Consider the following 16,688-nt stretch of genomic DNA (forward strand, 5'->3'; position numbering starts at 1 on the left):
CGTTCAAATACGCCAGCATCCCGCCACTCCTGAAATCGGCGATGAGCAGAGCTTGACGAGCATATACCGGTGGCATTCAGCGCATTCCACTGGCAACCCGTCCTGAGTACGAAGAAGATGGCGTTCATTGCAGCGCGATTATCAACCCGCTTGCGGTGCGTACCCAGAGGATGGTGAGTTTTATGCTCCGGGATGAGAGGAGCCATTTTCTCCCAGAGTTCATCACTGATTTGCCACTTGTTGCCTGCCATACGTTGCCCTCAGAAATTATCGTTATTCATTATATTATACGATAATTCCTTTTGGGATAGGCTCTTATTTATATTTCCGTTCATTAGTTCAAAAACTAGAGCATCTGGATTTTCCAATAGCTGAAATTCATCTCTTTATGTTAATAACTACACAGTGCTTTGAGTCTACTAGGTCTGAATGAATAGATATATCCCTTCCATTAGCCAGCCTTTTAAGAGATATCAGTCCCAATCCATAATGGATTCGATTATGAATATCGACTCTCCTTCCGCAAGATAGCGTTTCTCTATTTTCTATCTTTGTAAGCGTTTTGGGGGTTATCCCTGAACTATCGTCCACAACAATAACTGAGTAGTGGGATTGAGATAGTCTTGTCATCACTCTTATTCGATCTCCTTTTCCTGACACGCTAATGGCGTTTGAAAGGACAATACTCAATACCTTGTTTAGAGTGCTTGGGCATAGCTTTATTACCCGAATCTTTGAGTCTGCGGAGAAGTCGTAATCGAACTTAATGCCGTAATGATTTGCCAGAGTACCGTATTCATTTAATGTAACCGATAACAATGGTTCTACACTATGGTAAATCATGGAAGGGCTATTATTGAAGGGACTGATTGAGGCAATAGAATATAGTGATTCTTTTATAGATAAGGAATCAGCTAAATTTATTTTCTCATTCTTCTTAGAAGAAGAAATAATTGCCTCATTAATCGTATGGTTCATTGCGTTTACTTGCACATGGACACTTTTTAGTGTTCTGTTAATTATATGATTTTCAAATGCTTTAAAGCCAAAATATCCAATCAAAGATAACCATACAAATAAGATGGTTAGTGTTCCAAACGAAACTTTATAGAACATAAACATCACAGATGGAAGCATGAAAGAACCGCAGATAATTAACTTTAATACTAGCGTGTTTATATTTTTAAACATGGTTTGGAAACTATTTGTCTGACAGATATATCAATGAGTGTGAATAACCAAGGAGCGTTATGATGATATTGATACTCATACTCATATACAATACATTTCGTTTAAATAATGAGCGTGCATGTAGTTACGCTGTCACCAAACGTGCTAGTTTAAATGTTATGTGACGCTGTAACACGTGATATTTTCTATGTTATTTTACTAACTACGCGTGAAAAGCCTCAGATTTATAATAAATCTTAAATACTAAACAGTTTTACAGATTTGGTTTTCACGTTTTTGAAGTGTGTTTTGATATAAGTTATTGATAATTAATAGGTAAATAACTGATTGCTGTGTTTGACAGTTTAGCTTAAAGCAACCCGAAAACAAGGCAGTTACCATTGTTCCTGTTGAACAATGTCCATAATCATCATTTCCAGCGTTCGAGCGAAACAATATGACCGGCTGCAGCCAAAATGTTACCTTGCTAGCTCAAAAGGTGAAAAGAAATAGCTTTTAGGGAGTAATCAGGTGTCAAAGTGGTACGATGATAAAGATAGTGTCAAAGAAGTTTTTGATGGGATTCGAAACTTTCTATACTGCGGTGTTTTGTTCTATGCGGGTGTGGTGAATTTGTATGAATCATCCACGATAACAGTCGTAAAGTATTTGTACTCGTTTATAGGCGTGGTTTTTTGTTTATGCGCAATATATTTGATGGTTATAAACTACGTAATTTTGTTCAAATCCTTTGTTTCAAGGCGTAAGTCGCTTCTTTCATATGTAGCTTGCCATTTCATATTTTCCTTAGTTGTCATCCAGTTTGCTTTGTTTGCTTTGACGCATGAAAGTGAACAAGTAAAACTGGCTGATGGGCAAAGCGTAGGAGAAGTGAAGGTTCCTCGTGCACTCGTGCCTGACTTGTTCTTAGATAAAGTTAACTAATAAATTGTGCGATAGTGATTATCAACACTGGGCATTTTGGTTTGAGTTTATCTTAGTATTAACGGGGCAATGGATAATAACAGGGGTTTTGCGCCCATTTCAGCGAAAAGTCCAATGTAAGCCGTTAGCCCTTTATTTATAAGGGCTTTGGAGGAGGGCTGGTTGGGAAAGATCTTAATTTTCACATTAAAGTAGCGAACTTTTTATGTGGGAAGCACAGCTATTACCTTACAGCTCTAGCACGTCTCTGGACAATTATCATTTTCGGAAAATCGAATATTAGAAATTCATTAATAACGAGAAATAAGGAAAATTTCTTCCTGAGTCAGTATTGTGATTGATAAATAACAACGAGTCCCCATATCCTAACAATCAAACCACAAAATTATCTTGGCTATGCAAATCAAACGAGACTTTGACTACTACCACAATCTACATGACGTTATTACCCACGCCTTGCTCCATTTGTTGTGTAAAGTATCAGGATCACCCCGTTTTGTTCCAGTCACAACGCGCAATGAAATTTTGATAAAATACCTCAAGCCAAAGCTCAACGATAAGTCCTTATCGAATATCAAAAAAGACATCAAACTGATGCTCAGCGTAGCGAGAAAAAAAGGCGGAAACCTAGAAATGAGATTACATCAACTCTGCGCACAATCGAATCAAACGAAACTCGTCGGGGCTGAAAAGCTCTATAACCTACTCGTACACCTTTATGACGAAGAAGGTATCGAGTCACGATTATTTGAAGAAGGTGGCGAAGCGGAGCCTGGTATTCTTTACATGTTAGAGGAGCAAGTCGAGCACGGTTTTGACCAAGAACACAACCAAGTAACACCACTGTCGATGCTTATCCAGTTAGATCGCGCACCGGAGCTAATTAATTCGATTAACGATCACGGCCTGTTCCTTGCTGAAATGAAAGAGTGGAACGCAGAGATACATCAGGCTCATATTTTAGTACACCCTGCTTAAAACAGAGCAACCGACGATAACGCTTATATAACACTTCGCTACGAGGCAATACGGGCTTGATTGTCAATGGAGTGCATCAAGAAAACGCTTTTGGACAGAAATTAGTTAGTCAGTTAGCTCTATTTGATCTGGTAGATATTAGGAAAAGTATGGATAACGACCTATTACGGTGAGCAACGCTGTACATAGGTTTCGCATAACGCCTTAACCACTAAACCTAAAGTGTTATCTGCTTCAAGTAACCAGCACCGAGTCACCCCATGACGGGATGCCTCGGTGTCACCTAAAGGTTATTCTGGTCCAGAATCTTTCGAACTTTCTTGCAATGCTTGTTCTACTTTAGATTTAAACTCTATCAACTCTAAATTAAGCCTTGAGTTCTCAAGGACTTTACTTATTGCGGCTGCATACTCTTCTTGACTATAACAGAGCATTTTGTCTTTGTTTATAAGTACTGTGACGGGATAAACATCATCACTTTCTTTATATTTAAACAGAGTCACTTTATCAACACTTGTATCTTTTGCTCCTAACAAAAGTATTGTATATCCTGTTGCAACCCTTTCTGGTGTGGCCCAAGCATTAAATAGTGCAACAGACGCTGCGATAGAGTTGCTCGAGTCCACGCCTTTATACTCAGGGCTATCGTACAAGTTAACTTCAAACCCCAAGTGTTCACTCAACGTCTTAGTCAGCTCCTCGTAGAGATCGTCAAGTTCCCTCTGATTTTTCTTTACGAGAGATGCACTAGCCTGCCCCTTGGCCAAGCTTTCTTTAAAATTAAAACTCATATCAACCTCGTGGGTGCTTAACTATCTCACATACAACTGGTAAGTGATCAATTATGGATGTCTTATCTAGAATACTAGATTCTAAAGGCTCATCAAACAGCGTTCTTGTTGTTGACTCATTCAAATGCCACTCACTTTGGCCCAGAAAGTTCCCTGAAAACAATATTTGATCGAAAGTATGCCAATACTGACCATGCGGGTCTTGGTACCTATGTGAGCCAGATGGAAAATATTGGGAATCTCTCATTGTATAGTTGTAGACTTCTTTTGATGGCAATGCTCGCCAGAAAGGATTGTAAAACAATGCCGTCGGATGTCTTCTAACTGATTCATGACACCTCGTAGCATTTAGTTCTTCAAGCATCACACTATCATATGGACTAGCGTTGAAATCCCCCATAATAATGATGTGCTCATCATCGCGCATCATATCCCTTAAAGCATCGTATAAACCTTGAGCAGCGAGTTTTCGTTTAGACTCTCCGCTGGAACTTATCCTGCTAGCCCAATGACACAGAATTAACTTAAACTTATCACCTTCTTTTAAATCGACAACTTGAAGAGCCTGACCTAATTTAATTACCTGATCTCGTTCAGACCTCGCTAAGTCCACTGAGTCAGAAACACTTACTTTTTGAGGGTCATATATGACAGCAGCATCAAATCTCGTTTTACCCACTTTGTGATCCAAAGATAGAACCTTATAGGGAGTTCCCTGCAAGTGGATTTGAATTTGGTCCATATCATGCGACGAGACTTCACATACTCCTATCAGAGACAGGTCATGTTTTATAAGAATCTCTTCTAAAATTCGACTTATAGATTGATAGTTTTCGGGACTACCTTTGCTCTTAGCTCTTGGAGGACTTAGTGATACGTTCCACCAACCAAACTTCAAATAATGTAATCGCATAGTCCGATTTAACTGATTGATTTAACATGAGGCAATAAGCGCGTAAGTTACCATATAATGCGCAGCTAAGTATATGCTCCTCATCACTCATAACAGGATAATCGAGGGCCTATATGAACGGCTTCCCCAATTTCAAGAGAGAAGCCACTTGTCGTTAAGCGTTGATACTCAGATATTCATTCCCCTAACATATTGCGTGTTTTACTACATTCGGATAATTTTTAGTAGGGCAAATATGCATTAACAGTATGTGAATGAGTAACATATCTGGCACGAAATGGGGCAATTTCGTGTTACATACCCCGTCAGCACACCTTTGGACATAAACGAGTTAGCTTTATGACTCTAAACCGCTTCTAGCTAATTAGAAAAAGTATCTTGAAACCTTAAAGACTTGTTAGGCTAATCTGCAAACACTAATTTTATTTGGTCATTTGCCACCAACGGAATAATTAAGTCGTTTCCCGTGAAGGCTTTATCTCGATAGCACTCTAGGAATAATTCATGAAACTGCTCTACAGCATCATGTATCGCTCCAACATCGGCTTTGACGCCAAAACTATAGTCATGCTCTACTTTCGTAAAGCTCTTGAGTTCTTCGTAGTTCAAACCATGAACTTGACCACTTTCATCTTTATGGATAGAAATTTCTTTTTCGTCATAGTCGCTCTTGTTGTGAACCAAACTATTCCTTAGTTTGATCAATTCTACTAATAAGGCGTACACCTTATGGTTAGTGTTCAGTTTATATTTGTACTGAGTCAGCGTTGGAACGATGTTTATTAACTTTCCCTTGAAATTCATAGACAGCAAACCAGGAAGTAGCTGTTTGGATGAGTCACCAAATTCATCATCAAAGTGTTCAATTAGGTGGTCATTTAAAGAACACTCTAACGCAGCAGCCAAAGTTAGTATAAATGGTACAGTAAACATCTCTGACTTATCTGAATCCCTAAAGCTCCAACCCAACTCTCCTCGGATATCTAACAAAAGCTGCAAATACGTATTGTAACGTTTCTGGAATCTGCTAATTATTACTTTTTTTGACTTCATCATACCTACTCTGATTAGCCTAACGCCCTACTAAGTGGCTACCAACCAGACACTGTACTAGGTTGAGAAAAACGAAGTCAAATTCGACCTAAGAAAGTGAGGCTTAGTCTCATTGAAACACATTATGGGGCAGTTCTGCGTTACGATGCTCTACCCCGTCAACAAGCCGTTGGACAAAACCTTTTCAGAGCTTTTTCTAAGTTAGTAAGTGATAAATTATAATATGTAAGGTAAACATGGCGAGTTAGTACGCATTTTTTCAGTGAGGATGCGTTGGTTAGACTTTGTCCTCACGACTATCACGTTCAGCATAGTCTCTCTCATTAAGAATAACATTAGTATTTGTAAGCCCTATTAATTCCCTCTGCTGCTTATATACCTGCTCTTTCCACTCAAGATACGTTTCAGTGTCATCGTACTTATCCCATTGATTGTCATCATCTAGATCTAGGTCATACCTATCACGTACCTTCCCCTCAATCAAACAGCCTATCTCCCAATCTAAAACTAGGCTTAATCTCAATATCTTATTGAAGTGTTGCCTTATCGAAAGCGCTACAAGCTCCACCAACTTTTCACTTGCATCTTTAGGAAGTGGGAGTACTTGATCACAATAAGATTCCAACTCATCGATAGCTACTCTCATTTCAAAAATAATGTCCATAAGATAAAAATCATCATGGCTGAGATAAAAAGATGTATGGTTTGATTGCCAGCTAATCTGCTTCTCGAAATCATACTGCTTCAAATCCCTAAACTCATCGTCTTTTATGAACTGATATAGATAGAGCTTAGAAACTTGCCTAAGTTCGCCATAAAGCTCCACACGTTCGCTTGAAAGCTTTTCTAAGGCTTCCAATTGGATATCTAATGTTTTATTCCAACGAGCTTCATAAAGTTGATCATCATGCCTTCTGTCTTGCTCTCTTTGAGTCCACCAATAACCGAATATCGCTACACCAGCAGCAAATGAATAAACAAATACTTGTTTGAGTACATCCCTGACATCTTGAAGAGAAAATTTAAACGGGTTAGTAGTAACAAACCAGTGTGATGCCAATACACATGTCAATATTACCACAGCTACCTTTAGCCATTTTTTCCATTCTTTCATATAGTTAATCCAATCAAAGGAAACATTGCTGACCATACATCTAATATGAAAGTAGGGTCAATAATTAGTCGAATGATATGTATATGGTTTTACGTAAACAATAGGTGATAACACGAAGTATCCATGCCAAATGTGAAGGTTCTGGACACAAACGAGTCAGTGATTCTACTAATTTAGAAAATCATGAATTAGCTCAGGTATGGCTCAGCTTCAGTTTTGTAGTCAAAATCTCATGCAACCGCACTTTCCACGACTATTGGTGCCGGAGAGCCTTTATTATTGAATTTAAGCCCCCAAGGGTATGGAGGAGTCGCACCATTAACAAATTCGTAAACAATACACTCAGGGTGATTTCTAGTTATCTGTTGCCCCATAGCAAAGTTAAACGAGGATTGCGCTGCGCAATATATATGGATTCTCCCAATACCATCCTGATTAAACTTGTTTAGAAGCAACCTAAACTCCTTTTTAAACTTAGTCAATTTGGACAAGCTGGACATATTATCGTGACCAATCTGAGGCATTCTTATTGTGACAATGGAACTTGTGTTTGTTGTTTCTCGAGCAACTTTTTCTATGTCGAAAGAAATACTAAAGATTAAACATACTTCATCATTTTGCGCTCCTTCGTAGTCAGACTCATCTATAATTGGCTGATTACTATCGAAGCTTCTATTCAAACAATGCCATTCTTCCAAATCTCGATCGTAATCCCATAACGTCACACTTGTTGTATTACCGATGAAGAAGCCAGAGTAAAAACCGAGGCAGACGGGAGGAGTACCACCGTAATGGATAGAGGCAGATTCGTTTCCAGTTGCATCTGATAGGGATGCAACTGCTTTTTTGAGCATCACTCGGGTGTCATTTACTGCTTCTGAAGGATCACACAAAACACCATCTTTATAGTGTTCAGATAAATCTATCTTTGCACATCGTACCTTTCCTTTAGCTTTCGTCACTGTAGACAAAAAAGATGAGCTTAGTGGTTTAAACAAAGCAATGTGCTCAACGAGAATATCATTCGCTTTGCCACTATCTTTGACAGTTTGCAAGGCGTCATACATGATGAGTAAAAAACCAATGATAACGAAGCAACTAGATATTAAGAGTATGAAAGTACCTGTGTCATTTTCAGTGAATGACGCGGTTAACTCATACCCATCTGGAGTTTTAAGGGCTATCTTGAGTGCAGCTGTTACACCTATTGAGCTAAGCCCGCTCACAACTAGAAATTTGCCGATTGTAAATAGTTTGCTTCTGGGCCTAGTGTACCATTTGAACAGCAAATCACCCCAATGCAATAACCTGTACCCCAAATCTTTAAGGAACTCCACTACTTAATGCTCCGTGTCATTAACAAATTAAAACCAGACTCCACTTCCGAGTATACAAATATCCGAAAGCTCTCTTGACCTACAATAACAAAAAATAACTTTCGTCCTTCATTACGCTTCATACACTTCTTCCAATCGTCTATGTCAACAGATGATGGTTCAGGATGAACTTCTGGATGGGTGTGCCATGTCCCAAGGTATATTTTCTTTCCTCCACTATTTTCAAAAGCACTATCGACCGCTTTTTGGTGCCCTTTATCAAGCATTCTAAAAGCAGTCCTGCTTCTTATATCTTCGGGAAGTGGAGTAGTTATATCAGATACAATGTAAAGTGATTTATTGGTATCGTAGCCACCAATCAACACGCCACAAGCTTCTCTGTCATCCTTCTTAAGTTGTTGATGTTCCTTCCATTTGAGAACAACTTCATCGTAAAGGAGCAGGGATAGAGTACTATCGGGTAACTTAGTCACACAAAATGCCCCCGCAATCACAAATTTCCTCACATAGCGACTCTACTGATAAAGAATTGCTAAAAGACTTGTATCTATACGTGGTTTTTACTCCTGCCTGAGTAGCATCGAAGTCGTCTCCTTTCCAACTTACTTTAGAGGATTCAGTCAACCTTCCTAGAAGGAACTTTACTGCAAGGTCCGAAGCGACAAGTGCAGTTTGAGTTGAACAATTAGAACTATATGGCAAAAAGTTCTGACCACAACCAGCGTGGTTTATTGTCAACTCCTGACCCGCTTCAATAAAGTTTAGATTCGAAGAAAGGCCGTACTCACCAGTAGAATAATCTATGTAAGCACATTTTAAGCAACCACTCTTACCAAAACAGTCTAGTATCGCATGTCCTCCAACTCCATACCCCTCTAGCCAAGTGTAAATTACTGATACCTTGATGTTTTCTTTCTCAAGATAATCCTTAAAGAACCTTTCATGTGTTGGAGAACCAATTGCGATAACAATTAAGTCATAAGACTCTAGTATCCCTTTGTCATGAAGAGATACTAGATTTGACGAGTAAGCCTCAACATCACACCACAGGTATTGAGATTCGATCTGGCTCTTCATAGCGAGAACTTTAGAATAACCAGTAAGGAATTCGGGAATGCAGTGTCGATAAAGATTCTCAATTTCGAAAGAGTCAGGGTCGCAAATATGAATTTGACCGACTCCAGAGGATGCTAGTTGTCTAACCAACTGCCCCCCAACCGAACCACAGCCTACTTGAAGCACTTTTTTATCTTTTAAGCCGGAAGCTGCACCACCTCTCGGTGCCACAAAGTCTCTGCTATAGGGTAGTACCGATATAGCATGGATCTCCCATGCTTCAAAAGCATCGAGATTCATAGGAAGTGACGAACGTTTTCCTTTCTTCTTGTTCTTAAAGTGAAGTCCAAACCAAGTAATACCAGAAGGTGTATCCGCACAAAAAACTAACCAGAACTGGTTTCTACGAAACTGGGCTTTTGCCTTAAAGAAGGAATAAACTTCCCCCTCGAGACCTTCTAACGTATTCAAATACCATTCAATCAATCCATCTTGCTTATATGGAGCCGGATCTAAAGTGTTGAGAGGAAGTATCACAGCATCGCCAGCTTTGTTTCTTTTTTCTGACAGCGCAGAATTAGTTACTAGCGTTGAAAATTTGCCCGGTTTGTCTTCAGCACTAACTCCAATATAACGTGAATCAACTCCAAAATTTTTCTTTGGCATAGGTGCTTTAACAGTGAACTGAAGACTCTGACTACACTGCAAATTTGGTGGCAACACCAAATCATACTGTTTATTTAGAGCTACATTGCTCCAGTTCGCTTTAAACTCTCGTAGTAACTCCTCTCGATTCCATGCTGGATAACAGATGGCTTTAGTTAACATCGATATGTGTCGCTCTAAAGAGGCCTCAAAAACTAGCTCTGGACGATCAAAGTTAATTGACAGTGACTCATGGTCTCCAACACAAATAAATCCTAGTTCAGAGCCCCCTTCAAGCCCAAAATCATTCTCTAACAAAATCACATGAGCTAGCGGCATATGCTGTGAAGCATTCAAGATAAAAAAGATGGGTAAAGACAGAGGGTGACTAGAACCTTCGCTCACTCTGTGAGCTAGAGAAAAGTTCTTTCCAGCAATTGTACAAGATACAACTATGCTATGTTTCTCAGCAGTCAGAGATACGTTGTAGCCAAGAGACCTTAGGTGCTCTATCACGGAATCCATTCTTACGCCCCTTGTGAGGTTCCAACCACGCCTGCACTGGAGAAAGCAGCTAAGCAGCTTTTAGAGCCGCTAGAGTTCTCGGGAACTTCAAAATCTGCACCAAACAGTTTGTTCAATATCTCACACTGTTTACGTTCATCTACTTCCTTTTGAACCTCTCCCAACTTAGTTTGCAGGTTTACAAACTTGTTCTGAAGTTGAGTTCCAGTGTCAGAACCACTGTTAGCGAAGATATCTATTCTTGGTGTAACTGGAAGCATCACAGATATTTTGTATTTACTCACACCTACCAAATGGAAGTAGCTACTACTTAAAATTCTATCTACAGTCCCTTTAAGCGCGCTGAGGTCATCAGGCTTACCCTCTTGATCAAAACAAGGTTGAAAACACTGCTTAATTATTACCGTAAGCCCGATTGAATAGACTTTTCTGCGGACATCTTCTGAAAATTTGTGATCACGCCATCGTTTGATGTAACGCACAAGTCTAATAAACTGTTGCTGGGTATCGTTAGGAGAGACTGTGTAACTGCTCGTATCATTGATCCAGTTTCTCAATCCCTTAGGATCTGAGTCTGACCATTGCCTATTTGCTGCATCGGAGTTGGTTTTACCTAATGCTAATTTATAACTTTCTCCATTTTTCGCGTAAACAGGTATATCAATATGAAGATTCAAGCTAGCGTAGTCAGCGGTAACGCATGGCTTTTTGATCTTTGCGTTCCTAAAGCCTCTATTATCAAGAACTTCCTTTACCTTTCTTTTTAGAGTTACGGGATCATCGGGAGCGTTATCAAAATCCACAACTACCGCACGATCAATGTCAAAATCACCGTCTAGACTATGTATCGCTGTATTTGTCGAAAAGGACCCCTGCAAGAAATCATCAATAATTGGATATCCTGCACTACAAAACGCTGTTCTTAGTCGAGATATGATACTTGAATCTTTTTCTCGCGCATCTTTGTAATCCGAGTTCTCCCTAGTCAACTTGATCTTATTGTGAAATTTAATAAAGTGAGTTTGAACTGCCATTTCATTTAGCTCCCAATGCTAGCATCAACATAAATAATTAATTGGGGCATGAACTTAGATTATCAATAACAGTGTTTAAATAACGATTAAAGCCATGACCAATATTAAACCAAATTCATTTTCACTAAGTCAGCATTAATCAGTTTTAGTCTCATAGCACTGATCACCGCGTTTTATGAGTCTTAGCTGACCAAACCCCATAAACTAGCTCATAATTCCTAGTAACATGGATAGTATTAAAATTTAACCATCCCTGAGACTGCAAACAGTAACTGGTATTACGAAAAGTAAGCCAAGTAACGCTTCGGTGAAGTAAGAGGTTGTGGGGTTATAACTTGCTTTGGGGCAAATGTTAGTTTCAATCTTTGTCTTTCGAGACTTGCTCAATAGTATCAATTCAGGAAAACAGTAAAGGTTGTGATATCACAACAGAATGAGGGCCTTTATTCTATCGATAGTGCTCCTGAAAATCAGGCGAGCGACCACTTGGTTTAGAATGAAAAGATTTAAGCAGGATGGACTAAAATATGAGCTTGATTCGATTTAGCATTCCACTCTTTCATCTCAGCGATGAATAGACCATGAGCGTTGATTGCGTTAATCAGTTCTGGGGCTTGTTCTGACTGCATCATTTATTATAACTCGGCCTTACTATCCAATCTGATTGAGAAGTTTGAGCAAGAAGGTAATCAGGACGTGGTGAATCTGATAGCGGGTTTATCTCCAGTCGCATGGCGTCATATCCAACTTGCTGGTAATTACACCTTTAGTATTCAGAAAGAAAATATTGTTCTAGAGAAACTGCTTGAGAACTTAGAGCCTTGGAGAGAGGATAGCATGATCGAACTGGTGGCTTAAGAGAAGTATTTAAAAACAAGCTATATCTGCTAGCCCTTATAAATAAAGGGCTAGCAGCTTACATTGAACTTTTCGCTGAAATGGGCACAAACCCCCTAACAGGGTGTCCAATTTGAACACCCTGATTGCTTTCTTGGTCAGCTTAAAGAGGCACTACAGGAAACTCCCCTGGCTGGTATTTAGACATATCTATCGAGGTCTGAATCAATCCATCGGCTGCGTCTGCTAGTTCGTCATTGGATATTTCTGCCGCTTCGTCAATGATGCCGCGAATTTTTTGCGTTGTGCTAGAGCATCAGACCTATTGTTGCGAGTTGCAGCCATGCTTTCCAAATCATCCAAACTCCCTCATTACTCGGTGATGATTGCCGAATGGTCTTCGACCATTTCTTGTGCTGTTTTTAGTCGTTGACCAAGTTTGATGTAAAGCGCCTCTGCTGCATCGAAAGACAGTTCAAGTTTATGCGTGTGCAAATTTTTAAACTCTGTCTCTGTGTGAGATATAAGCTTGTCGCTGACAATCTCAAGTTCAACGCCTTTAATGTGCTCAACTACATGAGATTCAGTTAATAGCAACACTTCAACTTCTTCTCTAAATGCCATGCTCATTTCCCCGTAATTTCCGTTACTTAGTGTTGTATGCGTTAAACCAGCCGCTAACTGTCTCAAACTCGCTTTCTGTTAGCGCGATGTTCCCACTGCCATTTAAAAACTCAATGCGTTGATTGGTTAGTTCAAACTCATTTTCATTTAGCGTTATTGTGATGCCATTTACGCCAGTGGTGACAACAATATGAAATCGGCTATCAATTGGCTCACGAACTGCCATCAAACTAATTAAAACTTTTCCAGCCGTACAAAGCTGCTCAATCATTGTATTTTTAGCCATAGCTTCGATTTTCCCTCTATTGCTGGCTTGCATTTGATTTATGCATGTGCATTTTCCTTGTATCGAGAAAAAACACACATCACGGATTTTTACCGTGTTGTTTAGCATACCATAAGCACAATGGGAGTTTAGGGGAAACGAGTATGGCACTTATTGGGGTCACTCGACGATTCGGAAAATATTGTACGCTAAGAGTGTAACTCCATATTCCTCTCAAAGATCTTTGGAAATCATTTGTATGTAATAAGTTATTAGCTTATTACATACAAATGGACATTAGCATGAAGATCCAGTCGGAATATAAGAAGGCTTTCGATTTAATTGAAAAGTGGCGCTACCGTTATGATGTGAGCAAGGCGGTACAATTGTTTGTGGCACAGTGGGCGTATGAATGCACTGGACTGTATCAACCTACGGAACGCGAAGTGCAAGAGGATGAGTTTATTGAGGTAGCAAAACCACTTAGTCACATCCTCGCTAACCTTATGTACAGTGGTGTAAGTGATCCGCTGGCGTTCATTCTTTCAGAATTCTGCAAAGGAGATGCGAAACACCAAGGCTACTATCCTACGCCTCCTGAAGTCGGTTATCTCATATCTAGATTACTTCAAAGCGACCAGGATAAACCACATAAAGACGCTTCATTCTCTAAACCTGGCAACCTGAAAATATACGAACCATGCTGCGGTTCGGCAGGGGTCATCATGGAAAAGCTAGAGCAAGTGTTTTACCAAAACATTGAGCTAGATGAACCTCTTGGACATGTTGAGTTAACGGTAGAAGACATCAGCTCTACAGCTCTACATGCGTTCTGCATTCAGGTCATATTCAAGATCAAGTACCTCTCTTTGGTCAGCGGTAAGAAAGCTGAACCCTTCCAGATAGACATAAATCAGATCGATGTACTTCGCAGAAGTCAGGGGAGAACAAGGTATTTGTTTACACGCTGAACCTGCCCTACAGGTGAAATAGCTAAACTTTGTTAAGTGTATTTAGGAAATAGTTGAACGTAAGATACAGTCGAATCAGATACATAAACAACGGAAAAACAGCATGACAGGGATAATGCCGGACAATCATTATAACTACGCTGCTATCTGCGTCGAAAACCTTGGTCAATCTGGCGTTCTTGTAACATGCCAACCACTCGATTTAGAGAGGTTTGGTGCCGAAGGGTATGTTCTGATTCTTTGCTCGAATAAGACTGCCGCTATTAAATGCGTTCAAATAGAACTTCTGCAAAGAAGCCAATGTGAGTGTGCTTTGTTACATTTCGACCACGCCACGAGAACGTGTGATTATGAATTAGCAAAGCTTCTTGAAAACTATGATGCTGTCGCTGATATCAAGGCTGATATTAGGACAATCGAACGCCGAATAAAGGACATAAAACGGGTTAGGGTGATGGATGTACAAGAGTTGGCACTAACTGACCTTCTTCCAATGGAAGAAATATCATTCGAAATGACCAAATCCCTCATAAAAACACCTGTGTATTAATCTGTGATGGCTCTAATCCCGATGGTGCCTTGAGCTGTCTCAGGCATCAATCTGATAAGATTCCCTAATCCCGCCTTTTTTATTAGTGCACCTAACCCTCCGTAACGAACACTCGAAACCCCAAATCAACCGGCATCTCAACCTGTCTCGCGGTCAACTCAAGTTTATCAGCCCGTTTCTTTCTCGGCGGCGTAGCATATATTGAAGGACAATCATCAGGATGAACCACGATTAAACCAAATTTAGACCGGACCGCCTTGCTTTCGCCGCTATCAAAGCTAATTCGGCAAGTGTACTGTGAGCCGGTAAAATGTCTTACATGAACGCGACTATCATCGGAACACTCTAAATACTGCCGTAACTCATCAATAGCAACACGAATAATCATTAGTTCCCCAAATTTGTCATAGGTCGTTTCAACCGAATTAAACCCATGAGCTTTAAATGCAGAATGGACATCTTCATTCAACTCCGCATCCACACTGCCAGAGTACAAGGTAAATTGCCCTTCATCGGGTAGAATCCTGGCACTATACGCATCGTCTTGGCTGTGGTTTATTTGCGCCACACGCTCATAGAACACAGGGAAACGATTAGGGTATCGTGGCTTTTTGCTATCCTCATTCATGAAAGACACCGCTTTATCATAAAGTTCCGTTAGAACGTTGTGCCTCTCTTTGCATTCGTCAAATAGCTCAAGCGCCCTAAACGTTATTATTTTTCTGATAAATCTCGGTGGACGGTAACGAATGCCAACCTTCATAATCTGCATTGAATATCCAAAAGGAACGGGTTGACCTTCAACATCGTACATATCTGAACTTGCGTTGATATCGAGCAGAGTTATTGCGTTCTTACACAGCCAAGCATAAAACTGCTTTTCATCTTCATAAAACGCACTCCACAATTTACTTCTCTGCTTTCGTATGGTGACGGCGTCACTTTTTTGATCCTGTTTCTTCGAATCAAGTAGGTCATTCTCTATTTGGTCAGTCATTTTGGATGTGCGTTTCATAGGTTAATATCTTATTATTCTAGATGAGCAATTAGACGATGTCATACTTAATGTTTCACTAAAACTTTGAAACTTGTGTGCGAAGGGGTAGCAAGGTGAGCCAACCAAAGCGTATTAATCAAAGAATTGATATATCCAGCGACAATTTAGGGCTAACGGTGCAAGGCACTAAAAAGCGTCGAAAGGAGCCAACGAAGCCGCCAAAGAGTGCAGATGAAGCAAGAGCACTTATTGAGGAACTGTATGAACGCAGCCCACTGCTAAGTCTTACCGCCTCAATGAGTGCGCTTACAGGACTGCGATACAGTGATGCTTCTTGGCTAGAGTTTTCGGACTTCTTTGATGAATTTGGTCAGTGGAAAAAACATTTCGATCTGTGCCAACAAAAAGCTTTCAACATGAGGATTGCTCGTGAAGGAACGGATAGAGCCACCGCTTACAATGCCTCACTTGTGCGCGTGTACATCAATGATGGTATCAAAGAGATCGTAGAAGAATGCCGCTACCTAAGTTGTTCTGACGAACTTCTATTCGCCAATTCAAGAAGCAGCTTAAAGCAACCCGATGGCACTATCATTCCTCGCCCTATGTCAGTACAAAGTGCGAACTGGCATCACGCAAAAGTAAAAGAAAAGTTTAAGCTCGGCTATGCGTTTGGTACTCACTCGTGGCGAAAATACTTTGCTAAGAAAATGATTGAAAAGGGCGTAACTGTCGAGAAAATAAGAGACTTTTTAGGTCAATCTAGCCTGAACAGCACCAACCATTACCTAAGCACGTTTGATGAGCAGCTAGCTCCAATTATCAGTGAAATGAGTCTTTTTGAATAAATCACGTTTAGGAAATTTTAACTGTCCTCATATAC

19 protein-coding genes and 1 pseudogene are annotated in these 16,688 nt (G+C 40.0%); 6 read left to right on the top strand and 14 right to left on the bottom strand.

Annotated features, from left to right (window positions below; genetic code table 11):
- Positions 1-251 (bottom strand): transposase (locus R8O10_RS22770; RefSeq protein WP_206937370.1); only part of this gene is annotated, 251 nt, incomplete at its 3' end.
- A 127-nt stretch (positions 252-378) separates the two neighbouring features.
- A complete protein-coding gene (locus R8O10_RS22775) occupies positions 379-1,191 on the bottom strand; it encodes an ATP-binding protein (RefSeq protein WP_140134592.1) in 813 nt (270 codons plus the stop codon).
- Between the two features lie 510 nt (positions 1,192-1,701).
- Here R8O10_RS22775 and R8O10_RS22780 point away from each other — a divergent pair.
- Together R8O10_RS22780 and R8O10_RS22785 are read left to right on the top strand one after the other, a co-directional pair.
- Positions 1,702-2,115, top strand: coding sequence for a hypothetical protein (locus tag R8O10_RS22780; RefSeq protein WP_140134590.1), 414 nt, complete (start codon positions 1,702-1,704; stop codon positions 2,113-2,115).
- A gap of 396 nt (positions 2,116-2,511) precedes the next feature.
- The gene (locus tag R8O10_RS22785) at positions 2,512-3,093 is read left to right on the top strand and encodes a DUF2913 family protein (protein ID WP_140134523.1); all 582 of its coding nucleotides are present in this window, start codon (positions 2,512-2,514) and stop codon (positions 3,091-3,093) included.
- 290 nt (positions 3,094-3,383) lie between these two features.
- Here the strand turns inward: R8O10_RS22785 and R8O10_RS22790 are convergent, their stop codons facing one another.
- From R8O10_RS22790 to R8O10_RS22830, 9 genes and pseudogenes are all read right to left on the bottom strand, one after another.
- Positions 3,384-3,884 (bottom strand): hypothetical protein, encoded by a 501-nt coding sequence (locus tag R8O10_RS22790; RefSeq protein WP_017045470.1) that lies wholly within the window; start codon positions 3,882-3,884, stop codon positions 3,384-3,386.
- 1 nt (position 3,885) lies between these two features.
- Positions 3,886-4,797 carry an endonuclease/exonuclease/phosphatase family protein gene (locus tag R8O10_RS22795; RefSeq protein WP_038220256.1) on the bottom strand — a complete coding sequence of 304 codons (912 nt, stop codon included), beginning with the start codon at positions 4,795-4,797 and terminating at the stop codon, positions 3,886-3,888.
- A 402-nt stretch (positions 4,798-5,199) separates the two neighbouring features.
- The gene (locus tag R8O10_RS22800) at positions 5,200-5,853 is read right to left on the bottom strand and encodes a phosphatidylinositol kinase (RefSeq protein WP_213972058.1); all 654 of its coding nucleotides are present in this window, start codon (positions 5,851-5,853) and stop codon (positions 5,200-5,202) included.
- A 274-nt stretch (positions 5,854-6,127) separates the two neighbouring features.
- The gene (locus R8O10_RS22805) at positions 6,128-6,964 is read right to left on the bottom strand and encodes a hypothetical protein (protein WP_213971657.1); all 837 of its coding nucleotides are present in this window, start codon (positions 6,962-6,964) and stop codon (positions 6,128-6,130) included.
- Between the two features lie 230 nt (positions 6,965-7,194).
- On the bottom strand, positions 7,195-8,301 hold the full coding sequence (locus R8O10_RS22810; protein ID WP_213972034.1) for an SAVED domain-containing protein: 1,107 nt from the start codon (positions 8,299-8,301) through the stop codon (positions 7,195-7,197).
- Positions 8,301-8,774: a Mov34/MPN/PAD-1 family protein gene (locus tag R8O10_RS22815; RefSeq protein ID WP_213972035.1), complete on the bottom strand. Its 474-nt coding sequence runs from the start codon at positions 8,772-8,774 to the stop codon at positions 8,301-8,303. The genes R8O10_RS22810 and R8O10_RS22815 overlap by 1 nt, the downstream gene beginning before the upstream one ends.
- The gene (locus R8O10_RS22820) at positions 8,767-10,527 is read right to left on the bottom strand and encodes a ThiF family adenylyltransferase (RefSeq protein ID WP_318129530.1); all 1,761 of its coding nucleotides are present in this window, start codon (positions 10,525-10,527) and stop codon (positions 8,767-8,769) included. Before R8O10_RS22820 ends, R8O10_RS22815 begins: the two co-directional genes overlap by 8 nt.
- Positions 10,528-10,529: 2 nt before the next feature.
- Complete coding sequence (locus R8O10_RS22825) at positions 10,530-11,561, bottom strand: nucleotidyltransferase (protein ID WP_213972037.1); 1,032 nt, start codon at positions 11,559-11,561, stop codon at positions 10,530-10,532.
- Positions 11,562-12,067: 506 nt separating this feature from the next.
- Positions 12,068-12,193: pseudogene (locus R8O10_RS22830) on the bottom strand (hypothetical protein); the annotation flags it as partial.
- Here R8O10_RS22830 and R8O10_RS22835 point away from each other — a divergent pair.
- Positions 12,150-12,419: a transposase gene (locus R8O10_RS22835; protein WP_225492075.1), complete on the top strand. Its 270-nt coding sequence runs from the start codon at positions 12,150-12,152 to the stop codon at positions 12,417-12,419. The pseudogene R8O10_RS22830 and the gene R8O10_RS22835 overlap by 44 nt on opposite strands.
- Positions 12,420-12,770: 351 nt before the next feature.
- Here R8O10_RS22835 and R8O10_RS22840 read toward each other — a convergent pair whose 3' ends face one another.
- Positions 12,771-13,022 (bottom strand): hypothetical protein, encoded by a 252-nt coding sequence (locus R8O10_RS22840; RefSeq protein ID WP_140134584.1) that lies wholly within the window; start codon positions 13,020-13,022, stop codon positions 12,771-12,773.
- 22 nt (positions 13,023-13,044) lie between these two features.
- A complete protein-coding gene (locus R8O10_RS22845; RefSeq protein WP_140134582.1) occupies positions 13,045-13,308 on the bottom strand; it encodes a hypothetical protein in 264 nt (87 codons plus the stop codon).
- A gap of 281 nt (positions 13,309-13,589) precedes the next feature.
- Between R8O10_RS22845 and R8O10_RS22850 the strand changes: the two genes are divergently transcribed.
- Complete coding sequence (locus R8O10_RS22850) at positions 13,590-14,258, top strand: N-6 DNA methylase (protein WP_180766957.1); 669 nt, start codon at positions 13,590-13,592, stop codon at positions 14,256-14,258.
- Between the two features lie 103 nt (positions 14,259-14,361).
- Entirely contained in the window at positions 14,362-14,808 is a 447-nt protein-coding gene (locus tag R8O10_RS22855) for a hypothetical protein (protein WP_140134578.1), read from the top strand.
- Positions 14,809-14,899: 91 nt separating this feature from the next.
- Here the strand turns inward: R8O10_RS22855 and R8O10_RS22860 are convergent, their stop codons facing one another.
- A complete protein-coding gene (locus R8O10_RS22860; RefSeq protein ID WP_140134577.1) occupies positions 14,900-15,823 on the bottom strand; it encodes a hypothetical protein in 924 nt (307 codons plus the stop codon).
- 95 nt (positions 15,824-15,918) lie between these two features.
- Here R8O10_RS22860 and R8O10_RS22865 point away from each other — a divergent pair, with 95 nt between their 5' ends.
- Positions 15,919-16,653: a tyrosine-type recombinase/integrase gene (locus tag R8O10_RS22865; RefSeq protein ID WP_162889790.1), complete on the top strand. Its 735-nt coding sequence runs from the start codon at positions 15,919-15,921 to the stop codon at positions 16,651-16,653.
- Positions 16,654-16,688 lie beyond the last annotated feature (35 nt).

It is taken from the genome of Vibrio sp. 1727, assembly GCF_033344415.1.
GTDB classification, from domain to species: domain Bacteria; phylum Pseudomonadota; class Gammaproteobacteria; order Enterobacterales; family Vibrionaceae; genus Vibrio; species Vibrio alginolyticus.

Coding starts and splice junctions, on each gene's coding strand:
- R8O10_RS22820 (WP_318129530.1), bottom strand. CDS start 10,527: ATGGATTCCGTGATAGAGCACCTAAGGTCTCTTGGCTACAACGTATCT.
- R8O10_RS22845 (WP_140134582.1), bottom strand. CDS start 13,308: ATGGCTAAAAATACAATGATTGAGCAGCTTTGTACGGCTGGAAAAGTT.
- R8O10_RS22790 (WP_017045470.1), bottom strand. CDS start 3,884: ATGAGTTTTAATTTTAAAGAAAGCTTGGCCAAGGGGCAGGCTAGTGCA.
- R8O10_RS22795 (WP_038220256.1), bottom strand. CDS start 4,797: ATGCGATTACATTATTTGAAGTTTGGTTGGTGGAACGTATCACTAAGT.
- R8O10_RS22785 (WP_140134523.1), top strand. CDS start 2,512: ATGCAAATCAAACGAGACTTTGACTACTACCACAATCTACATGACGTT.
- R8O10_RS22825 (WP_213972037.1), bottom strand. CDS start 11,561: ATGGCAGTTCAAACTCACTTTATTAAATTTCACAATAAGATCAAGTTG.
- R8O10_RS22805 (WP_213971657.1), bottom strand. CDS start 6,964: ATGAAAGAATGGAAAAAATGGCTAAAGGTAGCTGTGGTAATATTGACA.
- R8O10_RS22840 (WP_140134584.1), bottom strand. CDS start 13,022: ATGGCATTTAGAGAAGAAGTTGAAGTGTTGCTATTAACTGAATCTCAT.
- R8O10_RS22850 (WP_180766957.1), top strand. CDS start 13,590: ATGAAGATCCAGTCGGAATATAAGAAGGCTTTCGATTTAATTGAAAAG.
- R8O10_RS22800 (WP_213972058.1), bottom strand. CDS start 5,853: ATGATGAAGTCAAAAAAAGTAATAATTAGCAGATTCCAGAAACGTTAC.
- R8O10_RS22860 (WP_140134577.1), bottom strand. CDS start 15,823: ATGAAACGCACATCCAAAATGACTGACCAAATAGAGAATGACCTACTT.
- R8O10_RS22855 (WP_140134578.1), top strand. CDS start 14,362: ATGACAGGGATAATGCCGGACAATCATTATAACTACGCTGCTATCTGC.
- R8O10_RS22775 (WP_140134592.1), bottom strand. CDS start 1,191: ATGTTTAAAAATATAAACACGCTAGTATTAAAGTTAATTATCTGCGGT.